The organism is Mycobacterium paraffinicum (assembly GCF_001907675.1).
In the GTDB taxonomy this organism is placed as follows: domain Bacteria; phylum Actinomycetota; class Actinomycetes; order Mycobacteriales; family Mycobacteriaceae; genus Mycobacterium; species Mycobacterium paraffinicum_A.
Genome location: NZ_MPNT01000009.1, coordinates 141459 through 162033, shown reverse-complemented (window position 1 = coordinate 162033; position 20575 = coordinate 141459). Strand labels below are relative to the sequence as shown.

Genomic DNA, 20575 nt, shown 5'->3' with positions numbered 1-20575 from the left:
CGACAGCCGAAAAGCTGGCCGAGCTGCACGTTCGGATGGAGCTGGCCAAGGAGCCCGGCGGTGAGAAGGCCGTCGCCAAGCGCGACAAGAAGGGCATTCCCAGTGCCCGGGCCCGCATCCACGCACTGGTCGACCCGGGCACCTTCCTCGAGGTCGGGGCGCTGGCCAAGACACCGAACGACCCGAACGCGCTCTACGGCGACGGGTGTGTCACCGGGCACGCGATGATCGACGGCCGGCCGGTCGGGGTGTTCTCGCACGACCAGACCGTGTTCCAGGGCACGGTCGGCGAGATGTTCGGCCGCAAGGTCGCCCGGCTGATGGAGTGGTGCGCGATGATCGGCTGCCCGATCATCGGCATCCAGGACTCCGGCGGAGCGCGCATCCAGGACGCCGTCACCTCGCTGGCCTGGTACGCCGAGCTGGGCCGCCGCCACGAGGCGCTGTCGGGACTGGTACCGCAGATCTCGCTCATCTTCGGCAAGTGCGCTGGGGGAGCGGTGTATTCGCCGATCCAGGACGACCTGCTGGTCTCGGTGCGCGACCAGGGCTACTTCTTCGTGACCGGTCCCGACGTCATCCGCGAGGTCACCGGCGAGGAGGTCACCCTCGACGAGCTCGGCGGCTCCGATGCGCAGGCCCGCTACGGCAACATTCATCAGGTGGTGGATTCCGAGGCAGAGGCGTTCCAGTACGTGCGGGACTTCCTGTCGTTCCTGCCCTCGAACTGCTTCGACAAGCCGCCGATCGTCAACCCCGGGCTGGAACCGGAGGTCACGCCGACCGATCTGGAGCTCGACTCGATCGTGCCGGACTCCGACAACATGGCCTACGACATGCACGAGATCCTGCTGCGGATCTTCGACGACGGCGACTTCCTCGAGGTCGCCGCGCAGCACGGCCCGGCCATCATCACCGGATACGCCCGCGTCGACGGGCACCCCGTGGGCGTGATCGCCAACCAGCCCATGTACCTGTCCGGGTCGATTGACAACGAGGCCTCCGACAAGGCGGCGCGGTTCATCCGGTTCTGCGACGCGTTCAATATCCCGCTGGTCTTCGTGGTGGACACCCCCGGGTTCCTGCCGGGCGCCGAGGAGGAGAAGCGGGGCATCATCAAGCGCGGCGGGCGGTTCCTCTACTCCGTCGTGGAGGCCGACGTGCCGAAGGTGACCATCACCGTGCGTAAGTCCTACGGCGGCGCGTACGCCGTGATGGGCTCCCGGCAGCTGACCGCCGACTTCAACTTCGCGTGGCCGACCGCGCGCATCGCGGTGATCGGCGCCGAGGGCGCCGCACAGCTGCTGATGAAGCGGTTCCCCGACCCGACCACGCCCGAGGCGCAGCAGATCAAGAAGGACTTCATCGAGGGCTACAACCTCAACATGGCCATCCCGTGGACGGCCGCAGAGCGCGGCTTCATCGACGCGGTCATCGACCCGCACGACACCCGGCTGCTGCTGCGTAAGTCCATGAAGTTGTTGCGGGACAAGCAGTTATGGTTCCGCACGGCACGAAAGCACGGGCTGATCCCGGTTTAGTATCTTCGGCCAGCAGACGCAAAATCGCGCTCCGGGCATGCAGATCACGCGAATTTGCGTCTGCTCGCGAGGGAAAGGTTCCCCAATTCGCTAGCCGGCGAACGCGCCCTCGACCAGTTCGTCGAACCGCTCCAGCGCCTCGTCGGACTCGGCGTCGATGCCGCGCAGCGCCCCCCGATCGGCGAGGTACCGCTGCGCATATAGCCGGGCGACCAACGCCTTTCGCTCCCCGCCGCGGGCCTCGCGTTCCCAGGCGGCCTGCTCGGTGAGCAACGCCGCGGCGTACACGTCGCCCATGAATTGAGCCAGCGGGTACAGCCGCGCCTCGGCCATGTCGCGGTCCAGTTTGGACCACGCCGTGATGGCCGCGTCGAGATCCTCGATGCGTCCGGCGACCAGTCGCGTGGTGTCGTCGTCGTCCGAGACGGACACCGCGTCGCGCAGCCGCGCCAACAACGCCTCGTGCGCGCGGGTCTGCTCGATGCCGCGCCGCACGTCCAGACACAGGATGTTGTCCGGCCCCTCCCAGATGGTGTTCACCTGCGCGTCGCGCAGTAGTCGAGCCACCGGCCAGGTCTCGATATAGCCGTTGCCGCCGTGGATTTCGATCGCGTCGGACGCCGCGGTGATGCCGAGCCGGCAGGCCTTGAGCTTGGTGACCGGCACGGCGATGCGTTGCCGCATGCCGCGGGGCTGGCGATGATTCGTGGCGCCGGTGCCGTCGAAAACCATTGCCTGCGCGGCTTCTACGTCGACGATCATCTCCGCGAGCTTGCGCCGCATCAGCGGCTTGTCGATCAGCGCGCCGCCGAACGCGTGCCGTCGGCGGGCGTAGCACAGCGACTCGACCAGGGCGCGGCGCGCGTTGCCGAGCCCGAACAAGGCGATGCCGAGGCGCGCGGCATTGGTCAGCTCCATCATGCGGCCCAAGCCCTTGCCGTCCGACGGGCCCGCCTCACCACTGGGCTCCCCGGACAGCAGAAACGCCTCCGCGTCAACGAATTCCACCTCGCCGGAGGCCACCGAGCGGGTGCCGAGCTTGTCCTTCAGGCGGCGCACCCGCACCCCGTTGCGGGACCCGTCGCGGCGGGTGCGCAGCACCAGGAAGTTCGCGACGCCGCGGCTCGAGTCCGGCGCACCCTCGGGCTTGGCCAGTACGACGAAGGCCTCGCCGGCGCAGTTGGAGGCAAACCACTTGAACCCGTTGAGGATCCAGGCATCCCCGGCGCGGGTCGCCGTCGTCTCCAGCGCACCCAGGTCCGAGCCGCCGGTGCGTTCGGTCAGTAGCTGCGCCGTCTCCCCGGCCCACTCGCCGGAGGCGAATTTGGCCAGCACGTGCTCGCGCACGTCGGCCGGCGCATAGGCGGCCACCAGCGAGGAGACCATGCCGCCGCCGGTGCCCAGCGCGCATCCCATCCCGATGTCGGCCTGGTTGAGCAGGTAGTTCGACGCGAACAGGCCCAGCCCGGAGCTCACTTTGGCGGCGCGGGCGTCGTTGCGCAGCGCCTGCTGGGCGTCCAGGACCGCGCGCTTGGACTGGGTGAAGGACGCCGGCATGACGACCTGGCTCACGTCGTGCCCCCACCGGTCGTAGCGTTCCAGCCGGGGTGGGTTGTGATCGGTCTCCTCCGCCCATCTCGCGACCGGACCGCCCATCAGCTCGCCCATGCGTGCCAGATGCGGCTCCACGACGGCCAGTTCCTCCGGTTGCAGGTAGTACGCCATGGTGAACCGCAGGGTGGGGTCGGTGAGGTACCAGTTGAGGCCTACGGCCCCGCGGTAGTTCTCGGTTCGGTAGCGCTGCGCCTTCTCCTCGGTGGCGAAGGGCAGCCTGTCTACCGCCTCTGCGGCGTACTCGCTCATGGGTGAGACGCTACGCGCTCGTCAGGAAAACCAGACGGACCCGGCCGATTTGGATAACGTCGCCGTTGGCCAGCACCGCCGAATCGACGGGCTCCCGGTTGACGTAGGTCTGATTCATGCTGCCCACGTCGACGACGCGGAATTGGCCGCCATCGCTTCGGAATTCGGCGTGCCGACGGCTCACGGTGATGTCATCGAGGTAGATGTCGCTCTCGGGATGCCGGCCCGCGGACACCACCTCTGCGGTCAGGGCGAAGCGCGAACCGGCGTTGGGGCCGCGCTTGACGACGAGCAACGCCGAGCCCGGGCGCAACGCCGAGGTGTCCTCGATCGCGGCGTCGGCGGCGGTCGCCGGCGCGTCGAGCTCGGCGGGCATGGCGCTGCCGATGGCGCCGGTGCGGTCCTCCGAGTCTTCGCGCCGAATTGGCCGGTGCGGCGTCGACCCCGTCTCGCTCACGCCGCTCGCGGCAGGTCCGGGTTGACCGCCGCCGCCCGCGATGTCGGGCGCTCCGGCGCCGGCACCCAACCGACGTAGGTCAGGTACAAACCGACCAGGGCGAAGACGACGCACAGGGTGATCCACCAGCCCTGCGCGCCGATCATGTCGTTGGCCAGCGTGGCGAAGAACTTGGGAAAGGCCACCAACAGCAACCCGCGCAGCACGATCAGCCAGCCGAGTAGGGAAACGGTGACCGCCGCGGCGCCGCGCCAGCTTTGGTGCGCCGCGACGATGCTCAGGCCGAGCAGCAAGATGAAGGCGCCGGTCACGAAGGTCCACATCGAATTCGCCTCGAACTGCGACAGCAGCGACTGCATGTCCGCGGCGCGCGCCACCGCCGTCACATCGACGACGACAAGGAAGGGACCGAGCACGCGGCAGAAAAAGCGTGTCGACTGTGCGGAAGTGTCCATTGCCGTACCTTTCATCCGACGCCGGCGACGCGGCGACCCCTTTATCGGAGCACTCGACCGCGGCGTCGAGATAGGGACTTAAGGCACTGCCTTTCCCAAAGGCGTGGTTATACCGGCGCGACGAACTCCGATGTGTAGAACTCCGCCGGATTTTGCGAGTTAGCGTTGGCCCGCTCGATAATCACCCACACCCCCGTCGTGCCGGGGCGAATGGTGTCTTGCACGGTCGTTGTACCAGTGCCCGCCGCATCGATATCCATGCCGGAGAAAGCGGTGCCGGGGTCACCCGGCCCGCACGTGCTCGACGACGGCCGGGGCATCTGGATCAGCCCGACGTCGAAGTGGGCGCCGGGCTCGGGCTCGTCGTACAGGTGCACCTCGGCGACCGCTTTCGACCCGGCGGTACGGATCACCGCGAAGCCGGTGCCAAGCATCGGGCTCGGCACCTTGGGGGCCACGCCGACGCGGCTGAAATCGCAGCGCCGCAAATAGTTGTCCAGCACCACTGTGGTGCCCCCTTCGGCGTGGGCCTGGACGCCGAACGTCATCGCCCCGGTGGTCACCACCGCAATCAGCGCCGCACATGTTCGGATACGTCTCAGCGTGTACATGGGCCCTACCCGTTTCCCCCCGTGTGAACTGGATCACAGCGGTTAGGTATTAACCCGAATGCGGCGAAATCAAACCATTTTTCGGCAATTACTCAATCGTCAATTTCTCCACTTATTAGGCGGCTGACGAATTGCGCAAAAAAGGCGCTTAAAAATCCCTAGGGCTTAATGCGGATCGGCCCGGGAGACCACCAACCGCTGCGGGTCGCCGTGCCCAGCTCGAGCTCCGCGGGCTGGGCGTCGGCGATGGTGTCGAACTTGCGCAGCGATCCCCAGTCCCGGCCCCAGTCGTGCGACAGATAGGTCGACATCACATGGGCCCGCAGCAGCAGATCGGTGATGCCCAACAGGCCGCCGTTGACGCCGTCCTGCCACGTGTCGGTGTCCTGCTTCTTGGCGTTGTAGTCCGGAGTGATGCGGAACCGCGGGATCTCGGTGACCCCGTTGACATGCAACATCGGCTGCTGGCACGGGAAGGCCAACCCGACCGCCCAGTCCATCAGCACCGGCTGCGTCGAACCTACGTACTCCTGCAACGAGCGCAGTTCCGGCACCCTCGGCGGGGTGACCGCGACCCAGTCGTCTGGCGTCAGGGACAGGTCCTCGGCGACCAGTCGCACGGCGACGGCGTCGGCGGGGACCTCGGAGCGCGCGAAGCGCAGGTTGCGCCACACCTTGGGTTGCTCGCCATAGAGGTCGTAGGGCACCAGCCTGCCGCCCGGCTGCACGGATCCGCCGGGACCGGGCCTGCCGAATTCCAGCTCGACCGTCTGGCCGCTGGTGTGGTGGTGCAAGATGCTGTTGCCGGCGATGGTGCCCGCCGCGGTCACGACCACCAGCGGGTGCCCCTCGTCCGCTTTCGGCAGCTGATACCACGCGGAGGTGAGCCTGCTCTGCCGTTGCGCCCCGGTCGTGTAGCTGCCGGCCAGCGGAACTTCAGCGGGGTTAAGGCCGTACGGCAGCGGGACCGTCGATCCGTTGATGCCGGGCGTCGTCAGCTTGAGCGGCGCGTCCCAGTCGTAATCGGTGCCCGGCTGCGGCACCGACGTCTCCTTGACCGACTCGGCCAGCGTGCGGTCCGGGACGCCGTTGGGGCTGAATCCCGTTGGGTTCGTGCCTCCGAGCGCCCCCAGCGGACCGTAATCGCCGGGTAGCGGAGCCATGAAGCCGGCGTTGCTGTCCGGCTCGACGAGCACGTCGTCGGCCAGGCCGCAGCCTCCGCTGAACTCGCGCAGGTTGTCCCAGGCATTGGAGTAGGTGGGGTACTGACGCACGATGCCCGCCACCATCGACGCCACGAACACCAGCGCCATGAAGCCGGCCGCCAGCGGGATCGGCGCAGCCGTCAGCGCGCGGGCCAGGCGGCCCTCGCCGTGGCTGGTGTCGGCGAAGTGCAACCACGCCGCATACACCGCGGCGATCACAAACAGCGCGAAAAATATTGTGCTGATTGAGATTCCGCCAATTTTGGGCATGCTGCTGTTGAACGGCACACCATAGCTGGAGACGTACCACCAGCCGTTGGTGGTGGCGAAGCACAGCGCCAGGATGAACAGCACCGCCGCCAGGAACGCCATGCGGTTGCGCGACCAGCGCAGCACCTTCGGCGACACCAGCGCCGTCGTCAGCGCGGCCATCGCCGCGCCCACCGCGGCGAACAGCCCGAAGTGGTGCACCCATTTGGTGGGGGTGAACATCAAGAAGAACATGGTGCCGAAGATGACGCCCATCAGGCGCCACGCCGGACCGCGGGCCACGCCCGGAACCCGCTTGCGCCGCAACATGATGAACACGGCGGTGAACAGGCACAGCGCGGTGATCAGGAACCCGAAGCGCCGTGAGAGCGAACCGTCGACGGTGGGCAGAATCAGGTAGTAGTAGCGCAGGTTTTCGGTGTACCAAGCCTGGCTGGGCCCGATGGCGGTGCGAATCCTGGTGGCTTCCAACACCGTTGACAGCGTCTGATCGGCGAACACCACGGTCAGGATGACCGTGCCGGCCGCCAGCATGGGCGCCACCAGTGGCAAGGTGCCCACCAGCCGATGCCGGCGGACCAGGATGCGCAGGATCGGCCGGCCACCGGCGACCAGCGCGGCCACCGCGATCAATCCGGTGGGCTGGACGCCGAGGGTGAACGCCGCGGTGATGACCGCCAGCGCGGCGGGCGTCAGCCGGCTGTAACGCATGGAGCGCTCGATCAACACATAGGTGATCAGCGAACCGACCGCGATGATCGGCTCGGGGCGCAGGCCGTTGTCGAACGGCATCCACGCGGTCAGCAGGACCATGCCCGCCGCCCAGTTCGCCGCCTTGCTGCCGGCGACCGCGGGCCCCAGGCGGGGCAGCACCTCACGCGAAAGCAGCAGCCAGCAGACGATTCCCGCGATCAGGTCCGGCAGCCGCATCCACAGGCTGGCGTCGCTGACGTGGGTCATCAACGCGAGCAGGTTGTAATACCAGCCGAACGGGTCCTCCGGGCTGCCGAACCAACGGAAGTAGTTCGACATGTAGCCGGCGTGGTCGGCGACGCGGGCCATGCCCAGGATGTAACCGTCATCGGACGAATTCGCCCCGATCACGTGCCACAGCAGGAACCCGAAGATGACGGTGACGTCGGCCAGGGTGAAGGTGCGCCAGTTCGCCGGGATGAGCCGGCGCATCCGGTGCCCGTCCAACTGGTCCAGGCGCCACAACGCGATCAGCGCGACGATGGTGGACACGATGGCCAGCACCATCGCGGTCAGCTTCAAAGTCGTTGGGGTGGTGGAGAATCGGGTGTCGATCGTGGCCGACAGTTTCAGGCCTGGCGGGGCGGGGCCGGTCAGGTCGGTGAACACCCCGACGATCTGCGGCCGCAGGTTCGGGTCGGGGAAACCGCCACCGATCGGCCTGCCGGCCGAATCGTTCAGTCCGACAAAGGTGGCGAAGGCGCCGGCCTTCGTCGAGGTGATCTCGATGCGCTGACACTGTGGGGAGGCGACCTGGTCGCGCGGCGCGCTAGCGATCACCACATTCCGGTCGGTGACGTCGACGCGTTTGGCGTTGACGACGACGAACAACGCGTTCAGCGCGGCGTCCTTGCCCTTCTTGGGCGCCGTGCTCAGGACGACCCCACCGTCCGGCGGCAGGGCGCCCACCACCGCGCACGGCACGGTTGCCGTCACGTCCACCGGGGTCAGCGAAATCAACGGAGCCGTAACGCTGTTCAATTGACCGCCCTGCGGCCAGTTGAGGGTGGCGGTGGTCTGCACGACGGGCAGCAACGGCGTCGCGACCGACAGGACGAAGCCGATCAGCCCGGCGATCGTCGCGACCCAGCGCGTCGTGCGCACGTCTTGACGGGCGGTCACGTTGTCTTCGCGGTTGTTCACGGCCGTGACGCTCATGGCAGCGCCCGAATCGGTCCCTGCCGGCTCCAGCCGTGCACTGTCATCACACCCTGTTCGATCGCGGCGTCGGGCGCCTGGTCAGCCGGCACCAGCCGGAAGTACTGCTCCACGGAGCCCCAGTCGCGATACCAGTCGCCGCGAAGATACGTCGCGACCGTCGAGGTGCGCAGCATCGCCTGCGTGACCAGGAACGGACCGCCGGCCTCGCTGGCCTGCCACCCGTTCGACGACGACGCCGTCTGCTTGTGATCGGGCAGGATGCGGTATTGCGGAAGTTCCGCCACGCCAAGGTGTTCGGAGAACGGGTGCTGGCACGGGAAGTTCGCGGCGGTCGCGATGTCCATCAGCACCGGGGTGCGCGACCCGATCAGCTGCTGCAGGGTTTGCAGCACCGGCACCCGCGGCGGCGTAAACGCGAACCACTGATCCGAGCTCAGATTCGGGTCGTAGGCAACGATGCGTGCGACGTTGGCCTCGGGCGGCGCCCAGGTCAGCGGGAACCGAAGATTGCGCCACGCCGGCTCGGGGCCGATGTCGATCGGCTGCACCTCGGCCAGCGGCTGGGTGGTGCCGTCGGGGCGGGTGACTCCCCACTGCAGTTTCAGCGACTGCCCGTAGGTGAAGGTGCCGTCCTCCTTGTACGACCAGATCGCGCCGGACGCCGACACCACGACGATCGGCCGGTCCGGGGTGCGGGGCGGCAGCTGGTACCACGCCGACGTCGCCGTGGCGGCCAGCGAATTCTCGCCGTAGCTGCCCATCACCGGGGTGCGGGCCGGGTCGAGGCCGAACGGCAGCGCCGCGTGGGAACCGTTGACGCCGGCGGGGCCTCTGCCTCCGGCCGTGCCCGCCGAGTCGCTCATGGCGGCGTTGGGCTTGTTGGGCGACGCGTCCGAATTCACCACTCCGGGCTTGGTCACCACGGGGTACGACCGCAGGTCGTCGCCGACGCCGTCGGGCTTGAAGCCGACCGGGTTGACCCCGCCGAGCGGGCCGTCGGGTCCGAAAGCCTGCCCGGGCGCCGGCGCCAGCAGGCCCGCGTTGGGGTCGGGCTCGGCAAGAACGTCGTCGGCCATGGCACAGCTCGTCGGGGACAGCCCCGAGGCAAGGGCGGCGAGGTTGGCCTTGCCGGTGGTGTAGAGCGGGTAGCGGAACACCGCGCCCTTGGTCAGTGAGGCGACTTCGCCGACCACCATGATGCTCGCGATCACCAGCAGCGGGGTCGACGCCAGCACCCGGTTGCGCCGGTTGTCCTTGACTTCGGTGTGGCCGGCGTAGTCCATGCGGAAGTGCTGCCACGCGGCCAGCAGCCCGGTGAGGATCGACAACGTCAGGAACATCGACGTCACCGGGTGGCTCGCGATCACCGGCTGGATGTCGTACCACGGCACCCCGTAGTTGCCCACGTAGAACCAGCCGTTGACGCCCGAGGTCGCCACCGCCACGACGAACAGCAGCGCCGTCACGTACAGCGTCAGGTTGCGGCGGTTGTGCAGGCCGATCCGCGAAAGCGCGAACGCGGTGACCGCGCCCAACGCCCCGGCCAGTCCGGCGAAGGCGCCGAACTGGACCGCCCACTTCGTCGGGGTGAACGTCAAGAGCAGCAGGCCGATCGCGGTGGTGCCGATCAGCCGCCAGGCCGGGCCGCTGGCCACGCCGGGCACTCGCCCCCGCCGCAGCAGGATGACCAGCATCCCGAACAGGCACAGCAGCAGCACCAGCACCGCGAACCGCCTGGCCATGGACCCGTCGGGGTTGGACTCCACCGTGAGGAAGTAGTAGCGCAGCCAGTCCTGGTACCACGCGATCGTGGGACCGACCTTGTACTTGATGCGCGCCGACTCGGCGACGTTGGCCAGCGTCTGACCGTGGAACACCACGACGGTGATCAGCGACAGCGACGCCGCGAGCACCGCCAGCGGCGCGATCAGCCCGTCGGTCGCCCGGCGCCGGCGGATCGTCCGGGCGATGGCCCGCGAACCGGTCAGCAGCGCGGCGACGGCGATCAGACCCTGCGGCGCCAGCGTCACGGTGAGCATCGCCACGAAGATCGCGACCGCGGCCGGGGCCAGGCGTTGCAGCGCGATCGCCCGCTCCACCAGCATCCAGGTGACCAGCACACCCAGCGCGATCAGCGGCTCGGGCCGCAGTCCATTGTTGAACGGCAACCAGGCGGCCAGGAACACCGCGCCCGCGGTGAACACCGCCACCCGGTTCGCCGCCAGGCCGCCCCGACCGGGGCCCAGCCTGCGCAGGATCCAGTGGCTGATCACCAGCCAGCACGCGATCCCGGCCAGCGTTGCGGGCAACCGCATCCACACCCCGGCGGTGCTCACCGACGCCAGCTTGGACAGCACGCCCAGGTACCAGTCGAACGGCGCGTCCGTCGTACCGAAGTAGCGGTAGTAATCGACGATGTAGCCGGCCTTCGGGGAGACGCGGGCGATGGTCAGGTTGTAGCCGTCGTCCGACGAGGTCGCGCCGACGACGTGCCAGACCAGCAGCGTCGCGATGACCCCGAGATCGGCGATCCAGGTTGCCAGCCCGACGCGGCGCCAGGAACTCCACCGCGCCCGCGGGCGGTAGCGGGAGAGCCAGGCGATCGGCGACCGCCAATTGACCAGCGTGCCGCCGCCGCGGCTGCGACGGTCGAGGGCGGCGAGCGCGATGACGGCGGTCAGAACGGCCAGGGCACCCACGGCCATCGCGAGCTGCTTGACGGCGGTCGGGGCGGTGATGAAGCGCGTGTCGATGTCGATGCGGGCCGACAGCCCCGGCTGGGGCGGCACCTTCAGGTCCGTGAAGATGCCGCCTACCTGGGGTTTCTTCTCCAGGGACAGGCTGCCCGAGGCGCCCGGCATGCCCACGAACTCGGCACCCGCCGCGCCCGCGTTGGCCCAGGCGTGCAGCACGCTGCAGGCCCCGCCCGCGACCGCCGCCCGCGGCGCGGCCGCGGCCACGGTGTCGCGGAACGCGACGACCACCAGGTCCTTGTCGGCCCGCACGAACAGCCCGTCCTTGCCGGCGTCGATGCCGCCGGCGGGCAGGGTCGAGACGACCAGGCCGCCGCTGGCGGGCAGGGTCGCGATTGCCGCGCAGGGGATGGAGATGTCGAGCGCGCGTGGCGCCCCGGACACCAGGGGTGCGGTGATCTGGGTGACGTGCCCGTCCACGATGCCCTGCGGCCACAGCACCGTGGCGGTGGTCTGCTTCACCGGAAGCAACGGGACGAGCGCGCACAACAGCAGTCCGACGATGCCCGCGACGGCGGCCACGAACCGCGGGATCCGCTGCGATCGCTGAAAACCGTCGTGGGGCACGAGGCTCGATCGTAAGCGAAGCCGCTTTGTCCGCGGAGGACGCGGGGCCGCGCGGGGCTGCGCGGCGTCAGCGGCGGAGCCGGGCGGCCAGGGCGTTCAGGCCCGGGCCGTCAAGGTCGGCGAGCGCCGCCGGGCGGCCGGACATCGCCATCAGCAGCGCCTCGCCGGGGCCGGTGACTTCCGGCCCGTGGCCGTGTTCCCAATCGACGTCGGTGGCGCGCAGCCGCAACCCCCGGATCCGGCGGCCGGCCCCGAGCCTCGGGTTGCCCGGCGCCAGCTCGAGAACACGCTCGAGCCGATCGGCGGGGACGACGCGGGGCCGGTTCAGCGCGCGGCGGATGTCTTGGTGATGGATGGTGCCGTCGAGGAGGGCGATCATTCCGCCGAAACCCGCTGTCAACCCGCGTGGTTCCAGATGGGCCCGCAGGAAGTCGAGCAGCTGTTCTGGACTCAGGTCGGCGAACTCGTCGACGCCCACCTGGTTGGCGCGGACGACCCAGCCCTTCGCGAAGCGCCTCGCCAACCCCAGCGGCCCGAGCTCTTCGTAGCTGATCGTATGCGCGACAACGTCTTTGACCGTCCAGCGCGAGCACAGGCTGGGCGCCTCCCACTGCTGCGGCGTCAGGGTGGCCAGGAATTCCGCCAGGTCGGCCCGCTCGTCGCGGGCCATGCTCATCAGGCTTGTCGTCATTGCCGGTCCCGGGCGGGTAGCAGACGGGCGTAGCGATCCAGGTACAGCGGCCAGCCCGCATCGCCGTCGATGCCTTCCGCGACGGATTGCCAGCCGGGACCGTGGCGATCGAGGTGGCGGTGTTCGAGGTCTACCCGGGTGCGCTCGTCGGACTCGGCGGTGAACCGCACCTCGACCTCGCTGGTTTTCGAGGGGTCGGACTCAATTTGCCAGGTGGGGCCGATATCCCAGCTGAACACCAGGCGGTGCGGCGGCTCGTAGACCAAGATCCGCGCCCAGCGGCACACGCTGCCGTCGACGCCGCGGTCATAGATGTGCCCGCCGACCCGCGGCTCGAAGATCGTCTCGGCGATCGGGACGGCGAGCAGGTTGTGCTCCCGCGGTTTGAAGTCGCCGAATTGTTCGGTGAAAACGGCGAAAGCCCGCTCGATTGGGGCATTGACGACGACGTGGTGGGCGACGTTCGATATCCGTTGATTCACAGGCTTTCTCCCTTACTCTCGTCGATTCTTTGGGCGTAGCCGGCCAACGCTTGGGTCCAGAACCGGTCCAGGTCGGCGCGCAACGCCTCCAGGCCGGTGGGGTCGAGCTGGTACACGCGGCGAGTTCCTGCGGCACGGTCACGCACCAGCCCTGCGGACTTGAGCACTTTGAGGTGTTGCGACACCGCCGGCCGGCTCACGGGCAGGTCGCGGGCCAAATCGCCGACCGCTGACGGGCCGTGAGCGAGGCGTTCCACAATCGCCCGCCGTGTGCCGTCGGCCAGGGCCAGCCACACGTCCCCGCTTTGGTAAGTGGCCACGAACGGTAAGCGTAGACTTACCGATCAGGGCGGGGCAAGACCCGCCGAACAGGAGGCCTCTAGGTCTTGCGCAGCGGCGCGGGGCTCCACAGGCCGCTGCGCGTCGACGTCCCCAGCTGCAGGCGCGCGGGCTGCGCGCCGGCGTAATACGGGGTCAACCGTTGCAGCGAACCCCAGTCGCGTGACCAGTCGTCCTTCAGATAGGTCGCCATCGTGGTCGCCTTCAGCAGCAGTTCGGTGACGCCGAGCGGGCCGCCGCCGTTGTTGTCCATCACCGGCGAGTTGGCTTCGGCGCCGAAACGGTCCGGCAGGATGCGCCATTTCGGCGTCTCGTCGACGCCGTTCTGATGGCCGAACGGGCGCTGGCAGGGGAACGCCAGACCGACCAGCCAGTCCAGGAACACCGGGTCCTTCGAGCCGACGACGTCCTGCAGCGTGCGCAGCTGCGGGATGCGCGGCGGGGTCAGCGCGATCCAGTGCTGCGGCGCCAGGTCTTCGTCGTCGGCGACCAGCCGGATCTGGGTGGCGTTGGCGGGGATCGCCGACAGCGGCAACCGCAAGTTGCGCCACGCCGGGGATGCCCCGACGTCGGATAACTGGAACGACCCGCCGGCATGCCCGCTGGCCGCTTGCTCGTCGGTCGCCCACTGGACCTGAACCTCGCGGGGGTCGAAGCGGCCGGCCGCGCTCACCACCAGCAGCGGCCGGGCACTGTCGCGGGTGGGCAGCCGGTACCAGCCCGACCGCAGGTGGGCGGGCAGTTGGATGCCCGACCGCCAGCTGCCGAGCACCGGTGTGCGCGCGGGGTCGAGGTTGTAGGGCAGCTGGGCGACCGAACCGTTGATTCCCGGTGCCGGGGTGGTGCCGCCCTCGGTGCCGGCCTCCGCACCGGTGACCAGCCTGTCGTCGTTGATGAAGCTGCGGTCGCCCGGGCGTTCCATCACGGGGTCGGCGCGGACGTCGGCGGGAATACCGTTGGGGGTGAAGGCTTCCGACAGGCCCGAGCCCAGCGCGTCGGCCACCGTGGCGCTCACCGGCGCCAGCGCGCCGGCGTTGGGGTCCTGTTCCACCAGCACGTCCTCGGCCAGTCCGCAGGACTTGCCGGTGAGCGCCTCGAGGTTGGAGCGGCCCACCGTCCAGGCGGGGTACTGGTCGACCATCGCCAGGGTCAGCGACGCCACCTCGAACACGACCAGCAGCCACGTCGCAATCGCCAACGGGGACTGGACGATTCCAGCGACCCGCGCCCCCAACCGGGTCTTCGGTGCGCCGTTCTCGGGATCGACGAAATGGAACCACGCGGCCAGCAGCAGCACCACCACCGTCAGTCCGAGCAGCGCGGTGGCAAAGGCGTAGTGCCACGCCGGGAACGAATTCGACCATGGCACACCGAAATTCGAGACATACCACCAGCCGTTGACGCTGGCGAAGGACAGGGCCATCAGGAACAGCACCACGGCGGCGAACATGGTGCGGTTGCGCCGGGACCGCATCGCCACCGAAGTCACGGCGACGGCGGCCAGCGCGCCCAGCGGCCCGGCCAGCCCGGCGAACACCCCGTAGTGGTGGGTCCACTTGGTTGGCGTGAACATCATCGCGATGAACGAGATGATCGTGATCCCGACGATGCGGCGGCTCGGCCCGGCGGCCGTGCCCGGAATTCGGCCCTTGCGCAACGACATTGCGACCGTGATCGCGAGCGCCAGGACCACGGCCAGCACGGCGAAGCGGCGGGCGACCGAGCCGTCGGGGCTGGGCATGAACAGGCGCTCGTAGCGGATGTGTTCGTCGAACCAACTCAGGCTGGGGCCGACGGCCCGCTTGAGCATGCTGGCCTGGATCTCGCCGGCCAGCGTCTGGTCGCGGAAGATCAGGATGGCTGTGACGGTGACCGCCGCCAACAGGGGGGCCACCAGCGGCAGCGCGCCGAATCGTTTGGACCTGCGGTGCAGGATGGTCCGTAACGGCCCGATGGCCACCAGCAGGGCGCCGATCGAGGCGATGCCGGTCGGCCCGGAGAACAACGTCAGGGCGCCGATGATGCAGGCGACCGCCACCGGCAGCAGCCGACTGGTGGCCACCGCACGTTCCACCGAGCACCAGGTGAGCAGGATGCCCAGCGCGATGATCGGCTCGGGGCGCAGCCCGTTGTTGAGCGGCAGCCACACGGCCAGGAACATGCCGGCGGCGGTCCACGCCGCGCCGCGGTTCTGTTTGACGGCGTGCCCCAGGCGGGGCATCACCTCACGGCTGATCACCCACCAGCACGTCAGCGCCATGGCCAGGGTGGGCAACCGCATCCAGATGCTGGCGGTGCTGACGTGGGCCCACACCGCCAGCAGGTCGTAGTACCAGCCGAAGGGGGCTTCCGGCGTGCCGAACCAGCGGTAGTAGTTGGCCATGTAGCCCGCGTGCTCGGATACCCGGGCCATGGTCAGGATGTAGCCGTCGTCGGAGGTGTTGGCGCCGACGAACTGCCACCACACCAACACGGCGATGACCAAGGCGTCCAGCCCGCCGATCGACCACCAACGCGACGGCAGGAAACGGCGGTGCCGGGTGCCGTCCGCGGTGTCGAGCAGGTGCAGCGCGGCCAGGGCGGCGGCCGTCAGCACGACCCCGAGGATCATCGCCGCCATCTTCAACTCGGTAGGGCTACTGCTGTAGCGCGTGTCGATGGTCGCCGAGAAGCTCAGGCCCGCCGGCGTCGGCCCGCTCAGGTCGGTGAAGACGCCGACGATCTGGGGCCGGAAGTCGTAGCCACTCTTTTCGCCGCGCAGTGGCGAGCCGGGGTGCTCCGCATTGGGGCCCTGGGTCAGGCCGACGAATTCGGCGGTGACCTTCTCGGCGTGCGCGGTGAAGGTCAGCCGCTGGCAGGCCGGGCTGAGCACCTGGCTCAGCGGGGCGGTCACCACCGCGACGTTGCGCACGACCACCACCAGGTAGTCGTTGGCGCGCTGGATGAGCAGCCCGCGGTCGACGGCCTTGGGCGCCTGCTTGGGCACCGTGGACAGCAGCACCGTCTTGCCGGCGTTCTGCGGTCCGGCCAGCCCGGCGGCGGCCTGACACGGCACGGTGATGTTCAAGTCGGTCGCCACGTAACCGATCAGGGGGGCGTCTACGCTTTCGAACCTGCCGTTTTGCGGCCAGTTCAGCTCGGCGGTGGTCTGGTTGACCGGCAGCAGCGGGGTGGCGATGGCCAGCAAAGCCCCGAGCAGCCCGGCGACGATAGCAACCCACCGAGCGATCCGGTGGTTCGCTCCCGTGTCGGTCACGGTGCTAGATGCTAGTTCTTCGACGCCGGGCGGCGAGGTGTCGGTGCTCATCAGCGGCCTGGCACCGGCTTGCGGATGGCCAGCACGAACGGGCCGGCGCTGTGGACGACGAACTGCGGGCTGTCGAAGAGGGCGGCCCGCAAGTCGACGGTGTAGCGACGGACGTTGGGCTGGTTGGGATACACGTCCTCGGCGAGGCGCAGCGTGTAGTTGCCGTTCGCGCCGCGGCGCATCAGGAACACCGTGGGCGGCGGCCAGGGACAGGTGTCCAGCGCGTGCAGCAGTTCGTCGGCGGACTTGAGTTTGGACCACTTGTTGATCTGGGCGGCCCGCAGGTCGAACTGCGCCAGCGGGTTGGCGTAGTGCGACGTCAGTCCCTGGAATCCCCAATAGGGATAGAAGGACAGGAAGCTGTAGTCGGCGGTCATCACGACGGTCTGGTCGCGGGGCCGGCCGGTCACGGTCACGATGGTGCGGTCGATGTCGGGGTAGAACTTCTCCGAGCTGGGCGGTCGCCGGTCGCCGCGCTGGCCGTTGCCGTCGGTGTCGGTGTAGGCGACGGTGAGGTCCGGACGCAGCACGTCGGGAATGTCTTGGCTGAACGCGATCGCGGCGGCCAGGCCGACGGCGCCGGCCACCGGAAGTATGGCGCGGCTCCGTGGGGCCAGGGCCTTGACCGCCTCCACGAAGCCGAACGCCCCGGCGGCGACCAGCAGCACGGTCAGGGTGGGCTGCAGCCGGAACGACAGCAGCGTGGTGCGCGCCAGCGTGGTCAGCATCGACAGCAGCGACCACAAATAGCTGGCCAGCACGCCGATCGCCAGGGCGCCGGCCCGCACCGATGACCGGGCCCGCACCACCAGCCACAAGGCGCCCAGCAGGCAGATCGCGCCCAGCAGGGAGAACTGCAGCATCGGGAACGTCAGGACGGCGCCGTCGGCCGGCAGGTAGTGGGCCGCGCTGCCGGAGTTGCTGACCGGGCTGCGAACCGCCCGCAACAGGAACGGCAGCCAGGTGGTGCTGCCGATGGCCGCGGCGATGACGGCGATGACGGAAAGCCGGCGCAGCGGGTCGAGCGCCGCCCGGAAACCTCCTTCTCGCCAGCGCGACCCGGCCAGCGCGAGGCCCATCAGCGCCATCGCGAACGCGGTGAAGCCGAACAGCAGCAGGTACCAAATGGCGGTGCCGCCGAGGAAGAGTCCGGCGGCGACGACGGCGGCCCAGCCGCTTCGTGCGTCGACCGTCGCACTGGCGGCACCGACCGTCACGCCAGCGTGGCCGTCGGCGTCGGGCGTCACGCTAGCGTGACACTCGCGTCGGCCAGCGCGCAGGCCCGACCACGTCAGCACCAGCACCGGCGGCAGCAGCACGGTGATCATCGCCGCGTACGGTTCGGGCGAGCCGTAGGCGAGCGTCGCCGCCGCGGTCGCGGTCGTGACGATGAGCGCGTACTCGAACCGGACCATCCGCCACCACAGCACCAGCGCGACGGCGACCGCGATGGTGATCGAGGTGACCGCCCACGGCTTGTAGACCTCCCAGGCCGGCGCCCCGCTCAGTGCGGCGGCCCGCCCGCCGATCCAGAACCAGCCGGGCGGGTAGAACGGCGGCAGCCCGATGTAGGTCATGTCGCGCAGGGCGGGGCTGTCGGCGAGCCGGGTCAGGTACTCGGTGCGGAACTGCTGATCGACGGAGATGCCGAACAGGTACAGCTTGGTGGCCCCCAACGGCATGCCCAGCGTCACGACGGTGAACGCGGACACGAACACCAGCCCGCCCAGCTGGGCGGGCCAGCGCCACCGCCGCCACGCCCAGCCGACGGCGAGAAGGCCGGCCAGGCAGCCGACCTGGCCCACGGTGGTCAGCGCGTGCAGTTGGTTCGACGACGGAAAGGCCGGCCACTGGACGCGGGAGATGGCGACCAGCGAGACCACGGCGACGACAACGGCCACCGCGGCCGCCAAAGCCATCTGGCCGAGACTGGCCAGCGCGTTACGCATGATCAGATGGGCAGCTTGCGGAAGATGGGCCGGGGAATGTGTCGCAACACCATCATCACGTAACGGAATGCTCCTGGCGCCCAAACCAATTCCTTACCTTTAGCGGCCGCGGTCACCGCGAGGTTGGCGACATACTCCTTGTCCACCGTCAGCGGGGCTTCCTTGACGTGCGCGCTCATCCGGGTGCGAACTTGGCCCGGGCGGATCACCAGGACGCGAACCCCGTACTCGCGCAGCGCCTCTCCGAGGCCCAGATAGAAGCCGTCCAGCCCCGCCTTGGTGGAGCCGTAGACGAAGTTGGATCGCCGCACCCGCTCCCCGGCGGCCGAGCTCATCGCGATGATCTGGCCGAAGCCCTGGGCGCGCATCTTCTCACCGAGCAGCACCCCCACCGAAACCGCTGCGGTGTAGTTGATTTCGGCGGCCAGGACGGCTTTGCGCTGATCCTGCCACAGCTCCTCGGCGTCCCCGAGGATGCCGAACGCGACGATCGCCACGTCGACGTCACCGTGGGCAAAGGCCGCCTCGATCGTTTTCGGATGGCTGTCGGCGTCGGTGGCCTCGAAGTCGATCAGCTCCACCGACCGCGCGCCCGCCGCCTTCATCTGGGCGACGGCGGCGTCGCGGCCCGGGTCGTCGGGCATGGCGGCCAGCACGATACGGGCGTGCGCGTTCTGCAGGTAGCGCTCACAGATGGCCAGCCCGATCTCGGAGGTACCGCCGAGCAGCAGGATGGTCTGTGGATTTCCCACGGCGTCCAGCACCATTTACAACAGCTCCAAACGTCGGGCCATGTCGGAGGCGAACACCCCGGCGGGGTCCACCTTGCGGCGCACCGCGATCCATTCGTCGATGCGTGGGTACATGGCGTGGAAGGTCTCGGCGCTCGTGCGGGAATCCTTGGCGGTGTACACCCGGCCGCCGAATTCCAGTACGCGCCGGTCGAGTTCGTTGAGGAACTCGTTGATGCCCGGCTTGTTGGGGAAGTCCATGGCGACGTTCCACCCGGCCATCGGGAAACTCAGCGGCGCGCGGTTGCCCGGGCCGAAGAGTTTGAACACGTTCAACGCCGAGTAATGGCCTCGGGTTTGGATCCAGCGGATGATGGCCTTGAACTCGTCCATCGCGTCCGGCGGGACCAGGAACTGGTGCTGCGCGAAACCCATTGGGCCGTAAGCGTTGTTCCAGCCGCTGACCAAGTCGAGCATGTGGTAGAACTGCGACAGGTTCATGATCTTGCCGGTGTAGGTCCCGCCCAAGCGGTAGTACACCTCGCCGATGGCCATGAATGACAGCTTGTTCATCGCGCTGACCGGAAAGACGTTCGGCACCGTCAACAGCTGGGGCGCATCGAATTTCAGCGGATTCTTGGCCAGCTTGTCGGGCAGTTGGTCCAGCTTGGCCAGGCTGCCGCGGCTGACCGCGGCCCGGCCGAGTTTGGGCGGCGGGCTGATCAAATCGAACCAGGCGCTCGAGTAGGTGTAGTTGGCCTCGCTGCCGTCGAGGTGAACGGCGACCGTCTCGTCGAGGTCCTTGGTGGCGACGCCGTCGGCGATGAAGTACGCCGTTTCCGTCGGCGTCATCTCGATGGTCGCGCGCAACACGATCCCGGTCAGCCCATTGCCGCCGACCGTGACCCAGAACAGTTCGGCGTCGTCACCGTCGGGGGTGATGGTGCGGACGGTGCCGTCGGCCATGAGCAGGTCCATCGAGCGCACATGGTTGCCGAAGCTGCCCGCGCTGTGATGATTCTTGCCGTGGATGTCGCAGGCGATCGCGCCGCCTACGGTGACCTGGCGCGTGCCCGGCAGCACCGGCACCCACAGCCCGAACGGCAGCGCCGCCTTCATCAGCTGGTCCAGGCTCACGCCGGCGTCGACGTCGACCAGCCGGGTGTCGGCGCTGATCGAGTGGATGCGGTTGAGCGGGGTCATGTCGATCACCAGGCCGCCGCCGTTTTGGGCGTTGTCGCCGTACGACCGGCCCAGTCCGCGCGCGATGACGCCCCGACCGTTCGGGCCGCCGGATTCGGCCACCCGGGCGACGGCCTTGGCGATCACCTCGGGGTCGCGGGTGGAGAGCACCTCGGCCACCGACGGCGCGGTGCGGCCAAAGCCCATCAGCCGGGTGGTGGTGGTCGGAACGTCGGTGCTCAACATCGTCAAAGAGGG

The 20575-nt window shown here is 68.8% G+C and carries 14 protein-coding genes; 1 reads left to right on the top strand and 13 read right to left on the bottom strand.

Going from position 1 to position 20575, the window contains the following annotated elements:
- The first annotated feature begins 35 nt into the window (after positions 1-35).
- The gene (locus BRW65_RS12535; RefSeq protein WP_244168076.1) at positions 36-1541 is read left to right on the top strand and encodes an acyl-CoA carboxylase subunit beta; all 1506 of its coding nucleotides are present in this window, start codon (positions 36-38) and stop codon (positions 1539-1541) included.
- A 90-nt stretch (positions 1542-1631) separates the two neighbouring features.
- Here BRW65_RS12535 and BRW65_RS12530 read toward each other — a convergent pair whose 3' ends face one another.
- The 13 genes from BRW65_RS12530 to BRW65_RS12470 form a co-directional block, all read right to left on the bottom strand.
- Entirely contained in the window at positions 1632-3404 is a 1773-nt protein-coding gene (locus tag BRW65_RS12530) for an acyl-CoA dehydrogenase family protein (protein WP_073874981.1), read from the bottom strand.
- Between the two features lie 10 nt (positions 3405-3414).
- A complete protein-coding gene (locus tag BRW65_RS12525; RefSeq protein WP_084187808.1) occupies positions 3415-3780 on the bottom strand; it encodes an FHA domain-containing protein in 366 nt (121 codons plus the stop codon).
- 77 nt (positions 3781-3857) lie between these two features.
- Entirely contained in the window at positions 3858-4316 is a 459-nt protein-coding gene (locus BRW65_RS12520; RefSeq protein ID WP_073874979.1) for a hypothetical protein, read from the bottom strand.
- 107 nt (positions 4317-4423) lie between these two features.
- Positions 4424-4927: a hypothetical protein gene (locus BRW65_RS12515; RefSeq protein ID WP_073874978.1), complete on the bottom strand. Its 504-nt coding sequence runs from the start codon at positions 4925-4927 to the stop codon at positions 4424-4426.
- Between the two features lie 158 nt (positions 4928-5085).
- Positions 5086-8313 carry an arabinosyltransferase domain-containing protein gene (locus BRW65_RS12510; protein ID WP_073874976.1) on the bottom strand — a complete coding sequence of 1076 codons (3228 nt, stop codon included), beginning with the start codon at positions 8311-8313 and terminating at the stop codon, positions 5086-5088.
- Complete coding sequence (locus tag BRW65_RS12505) at positions 8310-11636, bottom strand: arabinosyltransferase domain-containing protein (protein WP_073874975.1); 3327 nt, start codon at positions 11634-11636, stop codon at positions 8310-8312. The genes BRW65_RS12510 and BRW65_RS12505 overlap by 4 nt, the downstream gene beginning before the upstream one ends.
- A gap of 67 nt (positions 11637-11703) precedes the next feature.
- Positions 11704-12327, bottom strand: coding sequence for a maleylpyruvate isomerase family mycothiol-dependent enzyme (locus BRW65_RS12500; protein ID WP_073874973.1), 624 nt, complete (start codon positions 12325-12327; stop codon positions 11704-11706).
- Positions 12324-12809 (bottom strand): SRPBCC family protein, encoded by a 486-nt coding sequence (locus BRW65_RS12495; RefSeq protein ID WP_073874971.1) that lies wholly within the window; start codon positions 12807-12809, stop codon positions 12324-12326. Before BRW65_RS12495 ends, BRW65_RS12500 begins: the two co-directional genes overlap by 4 nt.
- Positions 12806-13129 carry an ArsR/SmtB family transcription factor gene (locus tag BRW65_RS12490; RefSeq protein WP_073874969.1) on the bottom strand — a complete coding sequence of 108 codons (324 nt, stop codon included), beginning with the start codon at positions 13127-13129 and terminating at the stop codon, positions 12806-12808. Before BRW65_RS12490 ends, BRW65_RS12495 begins: the two co-directional genes overlap by 4 nt.
- 59 nt (positions 13130-13188) lie before the next feature.
- Positions 13189-16455 carry an arabinosyltransferase domain-containing protein gene (locus tag BRW65_RS12485; RefSeq protein WP_073874967.1) on the bottom strand — a complete coding sequence of 1089 codons (3267 nt, stop codon included), beginning with the start codon at positions 16453-16455 and terminating at the stop codon, positions 13189-13191.
- Positions 16455-18404, bottom strand: a complete 1950-nt coding sequence (locus BRW65_RS12480; protein ID WP_073874965.1) for a galactan 5-O-arabinofuranosyltransferase — start codon at positions 18402-18404, stop codon at positions 16455-16457. Before BRW65_RS12480 ends, BRW65_RS12485 begins: the two co-directional genes overlap by 1 nt.
- A 2-nt stretch (positions 18405-18406) precedes the next feature.
- Complete coding sequence (locus BRW65_RS12475) at positions 18407-19171, bottom strand: decaprenylphospho-beta-D-erythro-pentofuranosid-2-ulose 2-reductase (protein ID WP_073874963.1); 765 nt, start codon at positions 19169-19171, stop codon at positions 18407-18409.
- Positions 19172-20563 carry an FAD-binding oxidoreductase gene (locus BRW65_RS12470; protein WP_073874961.1) on the bottom strand — a complete coding sequence of 464 codons (1392 nt, stop codon included), beginning with the start codon at positions 20561-20563 and terminating at the stop codon, positions 19172-19174.
- Positions 20564-20575 lie beyond the last annotated feature (12 nt).